This window comes from Imperialibacter sp., from assembly GCF_048007035.1.
Taxonomy (GTDB): Bacteria; Bacteroidota; Bacteroidia; order Cytophagales; family Cyclobacteriaceae; genus Imperialibacter.
Window position 1 is genome coordinate 3,359,800 of record NZ_CP180355.1, and the last position, 15,452, is coordinate 3,375,251.

Annotated in this window: 13 protein-coding genes; 5 read left to right on the forward strand and 8 right to left on the reverse strand. The window is 50.0% G+C overall.

Features of this window, described 5'->3' with window-relative positions:
• Positions 1 to 36 precede the first annotated feature (36 nt).
• A complete protein-coding gene (locus tag ACMVP2_RS14490; protein WP_416868151.1) occupies positions 37 to 1,335 on the forward strand; it encodes a lamin tail domain-containing protein in 1,299 nt (432 codons plus the stop codon).
• A 593-nt stretch (positions 1,336 to 1,928) separates the two neighbouring features.
• Here the strand turns inward: ACMVP2_RS14490 and ACMVP2_RS14495 are convergent.
• From ACMVP2_RS14495 to ACMVP2_RS14505, 3 genes are all read right to left on the reverse strand, one after another.
• Positions 1,929 to 2,258, reverse strand: a complete 330-nt coding sequence (locus tag ACMVP2_RS14495) for a hypothetical protein (RefSeq protein WP_416868152.1) — start codon at positions 2,256 to 2,258, stop codon at positions 1,929 to 1,931.
• Between the two features lie 126 nt (positions 2,259 to 2,384).
• On the reverse strand, positions 2,385 to 2,783 hold the full coding sequence (locus ACMVP2_RS14500) for a hypothetical protein (protein WP_416868153.1): 399 nt from the start codon (positions 2,781 to 2,783) through the stop codon (positions 2,385 to 2,387).
• The gene (locus ACMVP2_RS14505; RefSeq protein ID WP_416868154.1) at positions 2,780 to 4,963 is read right to left on the reverse strand and encodes a T9SS type A sorting domain-containing protein; all 2,184 of its coding nucleotides are present in this window, start codon (positions 4,961 to 4,963) and stop codon (positions 2,780 to 2,782) included. The genes ACMVP2_RS14500 and ACMVP2_RS14505 overlap by 4 nt, the downstream gene beginning before the upstream one ends.
• A gap of 1,204 nt (positions 4,964 to 6,167) precedes the next feature.
• On the opposite strand from ACMVP2_RS14505, the gene ACMVP2_RS14510 reads away from it, so the two are divergent.
• From ACMVP2_RS14510 to ACMVP2_RS14520, 3 genes are all read left to right on the forward strand, one after another.
• On the forward strand, positions 6,168 to 6,677 hold the full coding sequence (locus ACMVP2_RS14510; protein ID WP_416868155.1) for a YybH family protein: 510 nt from the start codon (positions 6,168 to 6,170) through the stop codon (positions 6,675 to 6,677).
• 75 nt (positions 6,678 to 6,752) lie between these two features.
• The gene (corA, locus tag ACMVP2_RS14515; RefSeq protein ID WP_416868156.1) at positions 6,753 to 7,727 is read left to right on the forward strand and encodes a magnesium/cobalt transporter CorA; all 975 of its coding nucleotides are present in this window, start codon (positions 6,753 to 6,755) and stop codon (positions 7,725 to 7,727) included.
• A gap of 27 nt (positions 7,728 to 7,754) precedes the next feature.
• Positions 7,755 to 8,300 (forward strand): hypothetical protein, encoded by a 546-nt coding sequence (locus ACMVP2_RS14520; protein ID WP_416868157.1) that lies wholly within the window; start codon positions 7,755 to 7,757, stop codon positions 8,298 to 8,300.
• On the opposite strand, the gene ACMVP2_RS14525 is transcribed toward ACMVP2_RS14520, so the two are convergent.
• On the reverse strand, positions 8,278 to 9,093 hold the full coding sequence (locus tag ACMVP2_RS14525; protein WP_416868158.1) for a sterol desaturase family protein: 816 nt from the start codon (positions 9,091 to 9,093) through the stop codon (positions 8,278 to 8,280). The two genes, ACMVP2_RS14520 and ACMVP2_RS14525, sit on opposite strands and share 23 nt — an antisense overlap.
• Positions 9,094 to 9,179: 86 nt before the next feature.
• Between ACMVP2_RS14525 and ACMVP2_RS14530 the strand changes: the two genes are divergently transcribed.
• A complete protein-coding gene (locus tag ACMVP2_RS14530; protein ID WP_339792078.1) occupies positions 9,180 to 9,947 on the forward strand; it encodes a DUF6503 family protein in 768 nt (255 codons plus the stop codon).
• A 73-nt stretch (positions 9,948 to 10,020) separates the two neighbouring features.
• Here ACMVP2_RS14530 and ACMVP2_RS14535 read toward each other — a convergent pair whose 3' ends face one another.
• The 4 genes from ACMVP2_RS14535 to trkA all read right to left on the reverse strand — a co-directional run bounded on the left by ACMVP2_RS14535 (position 10,021) and on the right by trkA (position 15,419).
• Positions 10,021 to 11,391 carry an AGE family epimerase/isomerase gene (locus ACMVP2_RS14535; protein WP_416868159.1) on the reverse strand — a complete coding sequence of 457 codons (1,371 nt, stop codon included), beginning with the start codon at positions 11,389 to 11,391 and terminating at the stop codon, positions 10,021 to 10,023.
• A 135-nt stretch (positions 11,392 to 11,526) separates the two neighbouring features.
• Positions 11,527 to 12,606: a prolipoprotein diacylglyceryl transferase gene (locus tag ACMVP2_RS14540; protein ID WP_317489600.1), complete on the reverse strand. Its 1,080-nt coding sequence runs from the start codon at positions 12,604 to 12,606 to the stop codon at positions 11,527 to 11,529.
• A 15-nt stretch (positions 12,607 to 12,621) separates the two neighbouring features.
• Positions 12,622 to 14,082: a TrkH family potassium uptake protein gene (locus ACMVP2_RS14545; protein WP_339792081.1), complete on the reverse strand. Its 1,461-nt coding sequence runs from the start codon at positions 14,080 to 14,082 to the stop codon at positions 12,622 to 12,624.
• Positions 14,079 to 15,419 carry a Trk system potassium transporter TrkA gene (gene trkA / locus ACMVP2_RS14550; RefSeq protein ID WP_339792083.1) on the reverse strand — a complete coding sequence of 447 codons (1,341 nt, stop codon included), beginning with the start codon at positions 15,417 to 15,419 and terminating at the stop codon, positions 14,079 to 14,081. Before trkA ends, ACMVP2_RS14545 begins: the two co-directional genes overlap by 4 nt.
• Positions 15,420 to 15,452: the final 33 nt, after the last annotated feature.

Here is a 15,452-nt window from a genome sequence, read left to right on the forward strand (position 1 = left end):
ACAGACACTTCAGTGTATTGGATTATTTTTGGCTCTATGAAAAGACACCTACTACTCGCTATTTTTTTTCTGGCAGTTTCGTGGATCGGTGCTGCACAGGATCTGCGTATTTATCACATCGACGTGAACCAGGCCGATGCCACGCTGTTTGTAACAGCTTCCGGCCACAGCCTGCTGGTGGACTCCGGCAACAATGGGAGCGGCAAGGTGCTGTTTGCCACTATGCAGCAAGCTGGCATTTCCCGGATCGACTGCTTCATCGACACCCACTATCATTCCGATCACTATGGCGGCATCGATGAGCTGGTCAACAACCATAACGTGCAGATTGTGCAGGCCTACGACAGGGGAGACAAGGACATATTGCCAGCGGCCAAGAAAAGAGAGGCGACGTATATCGATTATGACAATGCGGTGGGCAAAAACGCCGGCACCCTGAGGGCGGGTCAGGAGTTTGAGCTGGGTGGCATGCGTGTGCAGTGCTTGGCGTCAGGTGGGCAGGTGATCAACAATGGTCCCAGTATTGGCACCGATGAGAATGATTTGAGTGTGGCCATTCTGGTTACCTATAATGGATTCAGGTATTTTGTGGGCGGAGATATTCATGCCACTATTGAAGAAGAAATCGCCGCTAGTAGCACAGCCAAAGATGTGGACATGTACCAGGCCAACCACCACGGCTCAGAGACCAGCTCGGCCGAAAGTTTTCTGGCTTCCATGAAACCATCGGTCATCGTTATTTCCAACGGGAGCGACAATGGCTATGGGCACCCACGACAGAGCACGCTTGATCACATGGCGGCATTGAACCCACGACCTGATATTTTTCAGACCAACAAATTTACCAAGACAAAAGCAGGCGCTGGCAACGTGGCCGACCAGTTTATTGCCGACCTGGATCCGGCAGGCAATGAGGGAACCATTGTTACAGAACTCACAGGCAGCTCCTACAAGGTTTCTTTTGGCAGCTTCTCCAAAACGTATCAGGTAAAAGCACCGGCCAGTTCATCTGCCGCCATGGCGGTAGTGATTGAGAGCCTGGTGCCTGATCCGGTCGGTGCGGACGCCGATAATGAGGAAGTGGTGATTAAAAACAAAGGCACGGCTTCGGTCAGCCTCACAGGGTGGGTGCTCAGGGATGCCAGCAGCAGGACCTGGGTGTTGACCAGTTCGCTGGCTGCGGGCCAGAGTCTTGTTATTGTGCGGAACCGACAGGCGATGAGCCTCAACAATGATGGAGACCTGGTGGAACTCCTGAATGCGAATGGCGATGTTATTGACAGTTTTCGGTACCTGGATGCCAGGGAAGGCCAGCGGGTTTTGACGGGGCACTAACTTGGAATTGATTTTAGCGCTGGTTTTATCAGAGTGGATGACAGTTGGCGGCAGGTGGGGGATTGGGATTAGAAGAGGTGGTAGGTGCTTCTATTGACGGATGCCTCCTTGGTGCCTGCCCGACCCCTGCCGACGATGAGGATTGTTGGGCTAGGACTCTCACTCCGGCGGTAAAGGGGGCACGCCCAAAGCAATTGAAGTATTTGTTGATGGAGGGATTGAGGTGCTGTTTTCCCTTTCGTTTCGTTAAGATTAAAGAGGTTACTACTTGCAGGGGCGAAGAGAGTAATCTCTTTAATTTGATCACGTTGCTGGAGTGCAGAGCCTCTTTATTTCGTTTGCGTTGAGATTAAAGAGGTTACTACTTGCGGGGGCGTATAGAGTAACCTCTTTAATTTGATGGCGTTGCTGGAGTGCAGAGCCTCTTTATACGTTTCGTTGAGATTAAAGAGGTTGCTACTTGCAGGGGCGAAGAGAGTAACCTCTTTAAGTTGACAGCGTTGCGGAAGGGGCTTGCTTCGAATGGCGAGGGCTGGTTGGCTACTTTTAGGGGTGGCAGCAACCGACGGGTAATCGATCAGCAGGCAAGAGGTTTATCTTATCGCTCCTTGTTTTCTCTTCTTTCTCTTTTTTTTCTTTGAAGTCTTAGAGTGGGCGATGGCGTAGCGTTCCTGTGTCTGAATGGCCCTTCGTTTTCCCTGGCGGCTTAGGGTGGCGGTTTCTTCGGCGGCTACCTTCTTCGGCATGCTATTGGGGCTGTCGTCAATCGTTTTTGTGCTCTGGTCATCTTCCTGGGCGGCGGTGTCGCTGGTATGGGGAGCCACGGGCAGAGCGTCGGGTTGGACAGTTTCGGCAGCCATGTTCTGGCCGAATGACAACTGCGAAGAGATAAGTAGTACGGATAAGAGAATGGCCGATTTCATGTGCTTTCCTTTGGTGTATGACAAAGGTAACACGCCTCGTTCCGGCCTTTTTCGCAGAAGTGCTGTACTTTCTACAGATGTACCATTCTTTGGCTTATTGCAAAAATTGGCGCTACAGTCCCTATTTTAAGGGGCGGGCAATGCGTCTTGCGGCGGTTCGAAAGGTTTATCGAGCAGTGCTTTTATGCTTTTAATATTCTTTTCCTGCACTCCAAACCTTTTGTTGACAAGAACGGGCAGCGTGACCGGCCCCAACGAATAGGCGGTTGGGTTTGCCTTCTTGCTTCGCATCACGCTTTCCAGAAAACCAGTGAGGCCACCCAGGGATTGGTAGGGCCCGTGTTGTTTGAATACCAGCACTACTTCTTCGGCTTCACCTAGCAAGCGGCTGGCATATTTTAGCGTGGTAGCGTCGGCGTGGTTGTCGAGGTCGTACACCTGCCAGGCTGGCAACGGCCCAAAGGGGTGGCCGAAGCCAATTTGCTCCCTGGCGCCCAGCTGAATATAAAACAGTGCTTTTGTCATGGCCCTACAATGATACGTTTGGTAATGGCCTGGCTGCCAGACCTGATCCTCAGCAAGTAGAGACCAGTAGGAAAGTTGCTCAGGTCTATCTCTGCCGTGGCAGTGCGGCTGAAGGACAACTCTCCACTTAATCGCTGCCCCGATACATTGTAGAGCACGCCTGTAGCCTCCAAGTTGGTGGTCAGCCGGAGCGCCCTTTCTGTTTCAAGCGGGTTGGGGAATACGTTGACCTGAAGCTTCACCTCTTCACCAGGATTTCCCTGCTCGTTGGTGGCGGTGAAGGCCAAGAGTCCGCCCTGGGCGGTGCCGATGATCAGCTCGTTGGCATTGTCGCCGGTAAGGTCGGCGAGGGCTGGCAACAGCCTGCGGCCGGCTTTCAGCAACTGGGTGGCGTTGAGGGTGGCATTGTAGAGCTGGATGACCTGCGGCCCTGTGGTGCCCGCTGTGGTAAAGTCGTGAATCAGCCGCAGCCCACCTGAGTTGTCGGCCAGGAGGAGGTCGGGCGACCCGTTGCCGTCTTCATTGACAACCATGGGCACGAGAAAGGTGCGGTCGGGGGTGCGGTCGATGCCCAGGTAGGCGTCAGTTTTAGTGTTGAATACCGGGGCGGTATTGGTGCCGCTGTTGAGCCATAGCGAGAGACGGCCGTTGCTTTGGCCCAGGAGCAGGTCCAGCCTTCCATTGCCATTGATGTCGTAGAAATAGGGGTAGTCGGTGGCGTTGATTTCGATGGTGAGCGGCAGGGCTTTTGAAGCGCTGAAGGTGTCGTCTTGATTTGGAATCCAGAAGATTTTGAGACCGAAAGTATTGAGGCCATATCCTTTGAGCAGCAGGTCGGCGTTACCGTCACCGTTCATGTCCACCAGCTGAAAGCTGAGGTTGGTGAGGCCTAGCTGGCTGAGGCCCATCCAGTCGGAGGTATTTAACTCAAAGTTGCCATTGCCTTTGTTTTGGAGCAGGGTGATGGTTGATCGGAAATTGCCGTCGGTAGCAGGCAGGCCTTTGTTGGCGATGAGAAGGTCAGGCCGCCCGTCTCCTGTGGCGTCATAAGCAACGGGCACTGCATTTTCGCCCACATCAAACATTTCATTTTGCAAAAAAGGCTCCGGGGCGGCAAAGTCAGGCGCTGCGCTGGTGCCGTTGTTGGCAAGCAGAAAGCTCGACTGTCTATAGTCGAGACCGGTCAGATCTTCCCGGTGGTTGGACGAGAGGATCAGGTCAGCCTGGCCGTCTTTATTGAAGTCGGCGAGAAAAGTAGAGGGGAAAAAGGCACCCTGGCTGGGAGAGAAATCCGGGAGGTACAGGTTCCGCTCCACGAAGCTGGGGTTGGCATCGGTACCCTGATTGATCAGGTAGGTCAATCCTTCGCAGGTCTCCTGGCCAATGAGCGCATCCCGTTTCCCGTCGCCGTTGATGTCGGCAACAAGGAAGGCCTTTCCTTCGATGTGCATCGTCCGGCTGGACGGGTCGGTGCAGGTAAAAGGCTCAAACTGATAGTTGCCGCAGTTGCACTCCGAGAAGCCGCCCCAGCGTTGGTTGGTTCGAATATAATCGAGACCGCAGTTGCCTGTATTGTCTACGCTGCGGTTTTCATACAGCTCGGCCGTTTGCCCGGAGCTGAAGTTGAAGGCAAGGATGTCGACATCACCGTCGCCATCGATGTCCTGAATGGAAGGGATATCAGACGGATTGACCAGGAGGTTCACGGTGTTATTACCCGACTTCGTGAAGAGCGGATCTTCGGTTAGCTCCCAGGCAGGGTACTCCCCAGCGTTGGAGGTGTTAACGAAAATCCGCACACCGAACGAGGAATAGGTAAACAGGTCTTTTTGTCCGTCGCAATTGTAGTCGATCAGAATGATCCAGTTCTCAAGGTCAGCCGGGAAAAACTGCGCAAGGTCGGGCTGGTACACATACTGCCCGGCCATGGTGGTGAACACTTTTACCACGTCGCCGGCCCGGTCGAAAACGACGAGGTCTTCGTCGCCATCGGCATTGGCATCAAACATAAAAAACTGTCCGGAGTGCATGCCACCAGCAAAGGGCTGGCGCAGCTGAATGCCGTTGGCGGACATTGTGAGGTCCTCCGCCGGCCGGAATACAGGAATGTCCTGGGCGGTGACAGTTTCTGCCAGGGTTAAAATGGCAATGAGTATGATATGGAGAAAGCTGAGGCGCAAAAGGGTTTTGAGTGAGTTTGCTTTTGGTTAAGACAAAAATGGGGAGGAATTAGTTTTAAAAGAAAGGGGGAGGCAGATATTGGACACTCAGATGTTCGGATGTTCGGACGCTCAGATGTTCGGACGTTCGGAGAGCAGACGGAAGACAGGAGCTGGAAGGAGGCGTCGGTACGGCAAGGGGCCAGTAGCGTTGGAGCCGTCAGCCGCCCACCTATGCTGAGGGTTACGGTGGGCGAGCAATGGTGGTAAAATGATGCCCCGTACAAGGGTAAAACGCTCTTTCAGGATTCTCTGCGAGAGCCTCCAAAAGGCGTTTTGTTATATCCATGCAAGGGGCGTGGAGACATGACACCTTAACGACCATTTCTGGAGCCACGAAGAAACAAAGGCGCAAAGGTTGGTGAATGGTGGAGATATTCAGACACTCAGATGGTCGGATGTTCAGATGTTCGGACGTTCGGAGGTTCGAAGAGGAGACGGAAGACCGAAGCTGGAAGGAGGCGTCGGTACCGCAAGGGGCCAGTAGCGTTGGAGCCGTCAGCCGCCCACCTACGGTGAGGGTTACGGTGGGCGAGCGATGGTGGTAAAATGATGCCCCGTACAAGGTTAAAACGTCTTTTCAGGGTCCTCTGCGAGAGACCTCAAAAGGCGTTTTGTTCCACCCGGACAAGGTGCGTGAAGACACGGCACCTTAACGACCACGACCATTTCTGGAGCCACGAAGAAACAAAGGCGCAAAGGTTGGTAACCTGGTGTCTACGGTACTTGCAGCGTGGCTAAGACAGCAAGCCCTGTAGGGGCGGAATAACCACAGGATGGTGGTAAAGCCCCATCCGGCCTTTCAGGGTCCTCTGCGAGAGCCCCAAAAGGCGTTTTGTTCCGTCCGTACAAGGTGTGTGAAGCCCCGGCACCTTAACGACCATTTCTGAAGCCACGAAGCCACGAAGGTTGGTAACCCGGCGTTTGACAGCACTTGCAGCGTGCCTAAGGCAGCAAGCCCTGAAAGGGCGTAATATAACCCGGATGGCGGTGGAGCCCCATCCGGACAGAACCTTAACGTCAATTCGGCTCCTCAATTCCCCAGCCTTCAAATCCTCTCCTCCACATATCCCCCTAAAATTCACCCCAGTCCGATGGGTTGTATTGTGCTGACTTTACGTCCTTTAATTGTTGTAGAACACACAGGCAGAAGAAGGAGGAAAGAATGAAGAGCACGGTATTGGTCTTGCTATGTATACTTTCCGTTGACGTTTGGGCGCAACAGGACAGAGTATTTGAGCAAATTGATGAACAGTTGTGGATACCCTATATCAAGGCCTACAATGAATTTAACACCCGGGCATTCATGGCTTTGCACACACCGGATGTAATCAGGGTAAAAAGGGAGAGCAGCCAGATCATGGTGGGCACGGCCTACCGGAAAAATGAGTACCGGCGTAATGCCATTTCTCAATCGAAAGACTGGGAAAGAAACCTGGAAATTCGGTTTGTTGACCGGCTGGTGGAAGGCGCCATAGCCTATGAGGTTGGTTATTATCGTGTCAGCCTGCACAAGCCCCAGAGCCCGCCTCAGGTGCTCTATGGGATGTTTCACGCCACCCTCAAACAGATTGACGGCGAGTGGAAAATCTATATAGATGAGGATGAAGTACTTGACGATTTTTCGGATTGCCAATTCTATAAATGCCAACCCCTGCAAAGGGCGCAAAAATAAATTGCTTCCGGGGGAATAGCTGCTAGCACGGATTCCAAAACGTTGGTGTAAATTAACAGCCTAATCTCACCAACCTTGATAACACTCATTCAATACAACGACCCTGGCTACACCACAAGGGACGGGCTTAGCCCCGCCGAGGCCTCAAAGCTGGTAAAGCCCGATCACATCAACTGGTTTGATGTGGAAATCACCAATAAGATTCTGGTGGAAGACACCGCTCAGTTCTTTGGCATTCACCACCTGATGGCCGAGGATATTCAAAACCTGGAACAGCTGCCAAAGTTCGAGGTGTTTGATAAGTACCTTTTCTTTACTTTGAAGATGCTGGTGTTTAACCCTGAAACCAATAAAATAACCCAGGAGCATCTCAGCATTGTGATGGGCGAAGACCTCATCATCACCTTTCAGGAAGGGTTGCCCGGCGACGTGTTTGATGAGCTAAGAAACCGCATAGCACTGGCCAAGGGGCGAATCAGAAAGTACGGTGCCGACTACCTGTTTTACAACATCATCGACTCTGTGGTGGACAACTATATGATCATTATGGAGCGGCTACGTGACAAAATAGAGAAGCTGGAAGCTGAGATTATCAAAGACCCTTCTTTTCATGTGGTGGAGGAGATCATGGAGATCAAAAAGGAGATCAACACGCTGAGGAAATACACCTTGCCGCTGCGGGATGCCCTCAATAAGATGAGGGTGGAGGGCTCTCACTTCATCCAGAAAACTTCTGTGAATTATTTTCAGGACGTCGCCGACCACATCCACTACCTGATCAGCTCGTTTGAAACTTCCCGTGAAATGTTGAAGGACATCATGGATCTGCATTTGTCTAATCTCAGCAACGACATGAACAAGGTAATGAAAACCCTGACGGTGGTGGCCGCTATTTTCATTCCGCTCACCTTTATCGCCGGGGTGTACGGCATGAATTTCAAGTACATGCCCGAGCTTGATTCGCCCTATGGCTACCCGATGCTTTGGACTTTTATGATTGTGAGCAGCGTGGTGATGGTGGTGTACATGAAACACAAAAAGTGGTTGTAAAGCGATCTATTTTAGTATCTTGAGGCCATGCAATTCTTTAAAATTCTCTCCCTGGCGCTAGCGCTGTCTGTTTTTGGTTGCAAACGCCCGGCGGCAAAACAATCAAATGCCGTTGTTGTGACTGGCACAGTATTCGAAACGCAGTCGTATTGCGGAGGGGCTGCACCCAGCGAGGACAGGTTGGCCCAAATGAAAACACCAAAGCCACTTGTCGGGAAAGTCATCTATCTAAAATCAGGAAAGGCCAACGACCCGGAGGCACCGGTGGTGGCTGAGGTGACGGCAGACGAAAGAGGGGAGTTTTCGGTTAGCCTGGAACCAGGGTTTTATCTGATGGTAGACGAGAAAAGAGTGGACAAAGCCTCGTACAACTACATGATGTCGAATTTTGCCGAGAAGACAGAGAATTATACGGCTGTGGATAAAGCCTGCCTGGACAAGTGGGTGGCAGAAGCCAACCTGGTGTTTGAGGTGCTGGCGGAGGCCAATGAGCCACTGAGTGTTACTTTTCACAAACCGTGTTCGTGGAATTCCTTCCCTTGCGTCACCTTTATTGGTGAGCGGCCACGCTAGTTTTTTTTGATGTTTTTTCTTTGAATAGCCTTTCGTATTTCCTGCTTTCGGTGTGCATCCATTTGTCCCAAAAGGTGAAGTACAATCCATAGTTGGTGTTGAACTCCGAATGGTGCAGGCTGTGATGGGTAGCACCAATCAGCCATTTGCCGAGCCAATGCTGATCAAAATTCTCCGGGAAAATCTCAATATCAAGGTGGTTCACAACTGCGCTCACCGTCATGATCACTAACATGGCAAGGACGACATAGATGTGCATGGGCAGAAACCATACAATCAGCGGCACAATGATGGCTTGCAGCAGGCTTTCCCACGGATGAAAAGAGAATGCAGTCCACGGAGAGGAAATCAGGCTTTCGTGGTGTGTTTTGTGAACGGCTTTGAACAGCCCGGGCAGGTGCATCAGCCTGTGCGCCCAGTAGTAGTAGGTTTCATGTATAAGCAGAGCGATGAGCAAACTAACGGGCAAATACCAATATCCAAAGATTGAGAGATCAGTGTAAATGGCTGTTTTCCCGATTTGCCATGCCCACAACATGCCCACGCCTGAGAGGGCAAAGACAAAAGAGGTGAGGGCCGAATAAATGATTTCTTTTTTGAACTGACCTTTCTTCCAGGAGCCAATGGATATTTTTCTGGCGGCGAATTTCTGCCCACCCAAGCGGTAGAAGACACCAAAAAAGATGGCAGAGACGATCACATAACGGATAAAAACGATCAGGAATAATAGTAACGTGAAACCTATTACCTCGTTGGGTTGGCTAAAGTCGATGATTTGAAGTCGTTCGTCCACTGGAAGAAATACGGTTTGTCTGCTGCAAGACTATAACTACTTAACTAAATTTGACCCGAAACGTTTCCGTTAAGAAAGAAAAAAGAATGTTTAGAAATACACTAGCCGTAAGCCTGATTATCTCACTTTACGTCACATCGTGTTCTACCAGGGTGGAGCAAGCCCAATCCAACGCTGATCCAAAGGCTCAGGAGATCGTAGACAAAGCTATTGCAAAGCATGGCGGCGATGCCTACGAATCTGTTGCAGTTGGTTTCGACTTCCGGGAAAAGCACTACACTGTGGAGAGATTTCCTGACCGATACGTCTACACCCGGTCGTGGCAGGACTCCATTGGCTATGTGGAAGATGTTCTTGTCAACAGCAGCCAGCTAACCCGTGTGGTGGATGGCGACACGGTGGAGCTTACCGACGAGTGGGCGTTCAAATACGCCAACTCAGTAAATTCAGTACTCTATTTCGCTCTCCTGCCCTACGGCCTCAACGACGCAGCTGTCATTAAAAAATACCTTGGCGAGGTAACTTTTAAAGGCAAGCCTTATCACAAAGTGCAGATTACCTTTCAGCAGGAGGGTGGCGGAAAAGACTTTGAAGATGTCTTCATTTATTGGTTCGACAAGGACACCTATCAGCTGGATTACCTGGCTTACTACTACAATACCGACGAAACCGGCATCCGCTTTCGTGAAGCGTACAATCGACAGACTGTCGACGGCATTCTTTTCCAGGATTATGTCAATTACGAACCAATCGATTCAACCATCACAGTTCACCAAACGGACGAGCAGCTTGAAAAGGGGTTGCTAAAAGAGCTGTCCAGGATAGAGAATGAGAAGCTGGAGAGTTTGAAGTGATGGTGACTCACTTTCATAAAACAGAGCCCGGGGTTTTAAACTCCGGGCTCTGTTTTATGATAGCTTTGGCCTTTTAATGCTGCGTTGATTCCAGTAAGTTCTTCCCCCTTAGCATATCCACTGAATTTGACATGCCTCTGAAATTGTGGTAGGCAGATTTCCAGATATTGCCTTTGCCACGTGGCTTCATGTCGGGCTGCTTGTCGAGGCCACCGGAGTACCAGCCGCCATTTTCATGGTCGATCAGGTAGGTGTCAACATATGACCACAACAGCTTGAATTTTTCATAATACTGGTGCTCGTCCTCAGGAAACAGCTGCGACATCATGAGCAGTGCATTGAGTCCTTCCGCCTGCGCCCACCAGTTTTTGGTGTCTCTGATAATGCGGAAGCCATCGTTGAAGTAGTAGCCTTCGTCGTAAAATCCGCCGACCTCATTGTCCCAGCCAATGCTCAGTGCATGATCCACCATGGTTTTGGCCATGGCCAGCGTTTTTGGATCGTCGTGCACTCCCAGCACATGCTCTGCTTCGAGCATCAGGAAGGCTGTTTCCACATCATGGCCAAACGACACGTGGTCGAGGTTGTGGTGGCGAAGAATTACCTCCTCTGTCGAGTCTTTGAAAGAAATGGGTTGCCAGTCAGGCGTGAGGAAAAGTACCAAATAGCCTTTAGGGTTGGTAATGGTGTCCCGAATCAGGTAGAGCAGCTCGGCCAATCGTTCTTTTACCAGCGGGTCGGGCCACACCTGGTAGAGCTCTGTCATTGCTTCCAGCAAATGAATGCTGCTGTTCTGGTCTTTGTAGCCCAGGTCGGAAGTGGAAGGGATGGTGTCGGGTCGAACCACTGGTGTTCCGTCACGCTCAAGGTGCTGGAAGTAGCCGAGCTTATCGGGGTCGTGGCTATGCTCTTCCAGCCAGTAGAAAGCCTTTTTTGCTAGCTCCAGGCCTTCCTCATCTTTGGTAGCCATGTAATACGCAGCCAGACCGTAGATGCCAAACGCATTGCCATAGGCAGTTTTGTCCATGGTTTTGGGATTACCCTGCTTGTCCACCAGCTGGTAGAAACCGCCCATTTCTTTGTCCCACATCTTATCACGAAGGAACTTGAAACCATGCTCGGCACCTGTTTTATAATAGGTTTTCTCAGGGTAGCGCTGAAGGGCCTTGGCATTGGTCCATACATGACGGGCCTGCGTCACAATCATTTTGTCCTGATTTTCTCCCGGCTTGAAGTCATAGGTAAGGCTGCTCAGGAACCCGCCATCTTCCTTGTCGACATCCACCGGGTACCATTTGTCGAGCAGCTCGGTAGTGAGCGACTTCTCCATTGCATCAGCAATTTCAAGCTTTTCTTTTTGGATAGGGTCAGGGGAAGAACAGGAATACAAGCACAGGAGCCATACAAATGAAGGAAGCAGCGCTTTGGGAAGATGAAATTTCATTGTCATAGTAGTCAGAGTATTGCTTAGGTAAGTGAATATACTAAGACTATTGCGCATATGAACGCACCGTGAAAGTATAATACACCGCCGGACAATTGTCAGGCGGATCGGAAAAGGAGGTCTTATTTCAGGATGCTAGGCCAGGTTCTTCTTTCTCGTCACCCTCCAGATAATTATCAGTCCTGCCAGTATCATAGGGATCGACAATATCTGGCCCATGTTGATAGGTAGCGGATTGTTGAATTCTTCCTGCCACACCTTCACAAACTCGATCAGAAAGCGGGACGTGAAGAGCAGTGTCATGAATATACCGAAAAGGAGTCCTTCCGGCATTTTGGCTCTCTTTTTATTCCAGAGATAATAGAGGAATATGGTGAGAAACACGCAAAAAATGGATTCATAGAGCTGAGCCGGATGCCGCACGATGCCATAGGTATAGAATTCGGCATAGGTAGTGCCATTGGCTTTGTAGAGTTCGTATTTCAGGCCATCGCCGGGGTTGTGCCAAATGTATTCGCTCAGATAACCGGAGTTGCCGAGAATTGTCGGCATTTTTGTTTGGTAGAAGCTGTGGGCTACCTGTTCGTCCACAGGCACTTCGTTGTATTTCACTAGCACATCGATAGGCGCTCTTCCAGGCACGTCGCTGGTGATCTTTGTCGTGCGACTGATGTCAATTTCTTCAGAGCGAACAATGTACTGCTTGAGGAAATCTGCCGCCGGTGTGGCAAACACAACCCCGTAATTGGACTCTGTGGGCTCGCCAAGAATTTCGGAATTTGTAAAGTTACCAAACCGGATAAATGCCCCTGTCAATGCTGTCACAATGGCCACCCTGTCGAGGATCCAATAGTACGACATGCCCTTCATTTTTCTTGCAAACAGCCACAAAGCGATGAAAATGCCGATGGCTCCACCATGGCTGGCCAGCCCGCCTTCTCTTATATAAAGTATCCTGATGGGGTCACTTAAGTACTCTACCGGGTCATAAAAAAGCACATGCCCTAATCTTGCACCAACGATCGTGGCCACCACCATGTAAAGGGTAAGTGTGTCTACTTCTTTCTCATCCCGGCCGTCGGCTTTGAACACCTTGTACATCACCTGCTGGCTCACAATGAAGCCGAGTGCGAAGAGCAATCCGTACCAGCGCACGTCAAAACTTCCAATATTAAAAATGGCCGGGTCGGGATTCCAAATAAGGTATGATAGCATTCTTTTGATATTGATTTAACTGTGTTTTCTCCAGAAGTAGGGCGTAAATAACATAAGAACAGTAAACAATTCCAACCTGCCCACAAGCATTAAAAAGGAAAGTATCCACTTAGCAACGACGGGCAGATGAGCGAAATTGTCGACTGGCCCAACGGTACCCAAGCCCGGGCCGATATTGCCCAGGCAGGTGGCCACAGAGCCAATGGCGGTCATAAAATCGACTCCGGTGGCGGCAATCACCACCGACCCAACGCCAAACACGCTGATGTAGATCATGATAAAGGCCAGGATGTTGAACGTGATGTCCCTGGTTATCGCTTTTTTGTTGAATCGCACCGGAATAACTGCCGACGGATGGATTTGTCTTTTTAGCTCAAGCACGCTGTTCTTGAAAAGGATCACATGACGCACAATTTTCACTCCGCCAGCTGTGGAACCGGCCGAGGCACCGAAGAACATTAGCACAAAGAAGAGCACGGTGAGAAACGGTGTCCATGAGGTGTAGTCCGCTGATACATAGCCAGTGGTTGTCACCACCGACACCACCTGAAAGAGCCCGTCACGAAAGGATTTTTCAAAAGAGGAATCGCTCACAAAATAGATGGTGAGCGCCACCAGCAGCGCATTGAAAGAGCAAAACAGCACGTAGTATTTAAACTCTTCGTTGGAAAAAACCTTTTTGAAGTACCCCTTAAAAATAAAGTAGGTCATAGTGAAATTGGTACCCGCCAAAAACATGAACACAATAATCACATACTGAATAAAAGGTGAAGTGTAGTAGGCGATGCTGGCGTTTTTGGTAGAAAAGCCACCGGTGGCCATGGTTGTCAGGGCATGGTTGATGGCGTCGTAGAAGGTCATACCGCCTACCCACAGCAACACTGTTTCTATACCGGTAAGCCCGATGTAAATCAGCCAGAGGCGCTTGGCAGTTTCCTTGATTCGGGGTTGCAGCTTGTCAGGAGAAATGCCCGGAGCTTCCGCTACAAATAGCTGCATGCCGCCAATGCCCAATATAGGTAAAACAGCTACCGCCAGCACAATAATTCCCATGCCACCGATCCACTGAGTGAGGCTTCGCCAGAAAAGAATGCCTTTGTGTACCGACTCAATGTCCGTAAGAATGGAAGCGCCTGTGGTAGAGTAGCCTGAGATAGTTTCAAAGAAGGCATTGGTGAAATTGGGAATGGCACCACTAAGGATGTAGGGAAGGGAACCAAAAAACGACATTAATAGCCAACCCAGTGTTACTATGAGATACCCATCTCGTTTTTTTAGTTCTTTGTCTTTGATCTTTCGGGTCGAAAACCACATTAAAAAGCCGCTGCCTAGTGTGATGGCGCTCGACAGGGAGATACCTGCGAGATCCCCCTCATTGTAGTGAAGAGAAATTGGTATACAGAGCAGCATCAATATCCCATTCATAATGAGCAAAACGCTCAGGATATTCGCCATCACCGGTACATTGAATCTCATTTAAAGAAGCTTTCTACTTTATGAAGACATTCGGGACGAATCAAAACAACGACCCGATCTTTGGGTTCGAAACGGAAAGAACCTCTCACGGTGTGTCCTCTTCCTCTCCTGATCACACCACCCACAACGGCAGATTTAGGAAAGTCAAGATTGCGCAATTCATCTGCCAATATCTTGCTTTCTGGCTTTACTTCAAACTCCAGGATTTCCGCATCCACACCATGGATACTCGTTAGGTTGAGTACTTCTCCTTTTCTGATGTATCGGAAAATGAAGTTGGCAGCAATCAGCTTTTTATTGATCATGGTATCCACGCCGATATTCTGTGAAAGGTGGATATAGTCAATGTTTTCTACCAGGGCAATTGTCTTGGCCACGCCATGGTTTTTGGCCACAAGGCAAGAAATAATATTGGTTTCGGAGTTCCCTGTTACGGCAATAAAAGCATCCATATCGGTGATGCCTTCTTCCATCAGCAAGTCGATATCACGTCCGTCACCATTGATGATCAGGGTGTCGGGCAGCATGTCGGCCAGTTCAAAGCACTTCTCCTTGTCCTGCTCAATCAGCTTGATATTATACTTTTTAGAAAGGCGCCTGGCGGTGTTGATACCTACTTTGGAGCCACCAAGTATCATGATATTCTTAATGTCTGTCCTCTTTTTGCCCGAAAGATCCATTACCCTGTCGACGCCGTCAGGCTGAGCAATGAAGTAGGCGTGGTCGTTGGCTTTGAAGGCATTTTCACCATGAGGAATAATGGTCTCGTTGTTCCTCAAAATGGCCACCGTGGTGAAGCTATTGTCGGGGTTGAGGTAGGCGGTTTCGCTGAGTGTTTTCTCAGCCAGCTCTCCATTGTCGTCGATAGTAATGCCGACCAGTGAAAGCAGGCCGTTGTCGAAGTCGAATGTGTCGGTGAGGGCCGACTCACGAAGGAGCCGTTTGATTTCCTTTGCAGCTAACGATTCAGGGGAAATGATTTCGTCAATGCCTATTGTTTTAAGGTCGAGGATATCTTTGCCGAGAAGAAACTCTATGTTGCTGATTCTGGCAACGGTGCGTTTGGCACCAAGGTTTTTGCCGATGATGCATGTGGCGATATTGGTTTCCTCATTGGAAGTGACCGAAATCAGGAGGTCTGCCTTGCTTATGTTGGCATCCAGTAGAACACTATAAGATGTCGAACTTCCCCTGATAGTTGCCACGTCCAGATGGTTGGCAGCATACTTTAGTTTTTCCTGGTCAAGATCAATCAGAATGATGTCTTGTTCTTCGTAGGCGAGCAGCTTTGCTAAGTGAAATCCTACGTCTCCTGCCCCTGCTATTATTATTCTCATTTGATACTCTGATCAAAAAGTGACTGCAAATAT

Bases quoted from the DNA above. Each gene is read 5' to 3' on its own strand.
- ACMVP2_RS14495 (WP_416868152.1), bottom strand. From the start codon at position 2,258: ATGAAATCGGCCATTCTCTTATCCGTACTACTTATCTCTTCGCAGTTG.
- ACMVP2_RS14530 (WP_339792078.1), top strand. From the start codon at position 9,180: ATGTTTAGAAATACACTAGCCGTAAGCCTGATTATCTCACTTTACGTC.
- ACMVP2_RS14500 (WP_416868153.1), bottom strand. From the start codon at position 2,783: ATGACAAAAGCACTGTTTTATATTCAGCTGGGCGCCAGGGAGCAAATT.
- ACMVP2_RS14535 (WP_416868159.1), bottom strand. From the start codon at position 11,391: ATGAAATTTCATCTTCCCAAAGCGCTGCTTCCTTCATTTGTATGGCTC.
- ACMVP2_RS14510 (WP_416868155.1), top strand. From the start codon at position 6,168: ATGAAGAGCACGGTATTGGTCTTGCTATGTATACTTTCCGTTGACGTT.
- ACMVP2_RS14490 (WP_416868151.1), top strand. From the start codon at position 37: ATGAAAAGACACCTACTACTCGCTATTTTTTTTCTGGCAGTTTCGTGG.
- trkA (WP_339792083.1), bottom strand. From the start codon at position 15,419: ATGAGAATAATAATAGCAGGGGCAGGAGACGTAGGATTTCACTTAGCA.
- ACMVP2_RS14520 (WP_416868157.1), top strand. From the start codon at position 7,755: ATGCAATTCTTTAAAATTCTCTCCCTGGCGCTAGCGCTGTCTGTTTTT.
- ACMVP2_RS14540 (WP_317489600.1), bottom strand. From the start codon at position 12,606: ATGCTATCATACCTTATTTGGAATCCCGACCCGGCCATTTTTAATATT.
- ACMVP2_RS14545 (WP_339792081.1), bottom strand. From the start codon at position 14,082: ATGAGATTCAATGTACCGGTGATGGCGAATATCCTGAGCGTTTTGCTC.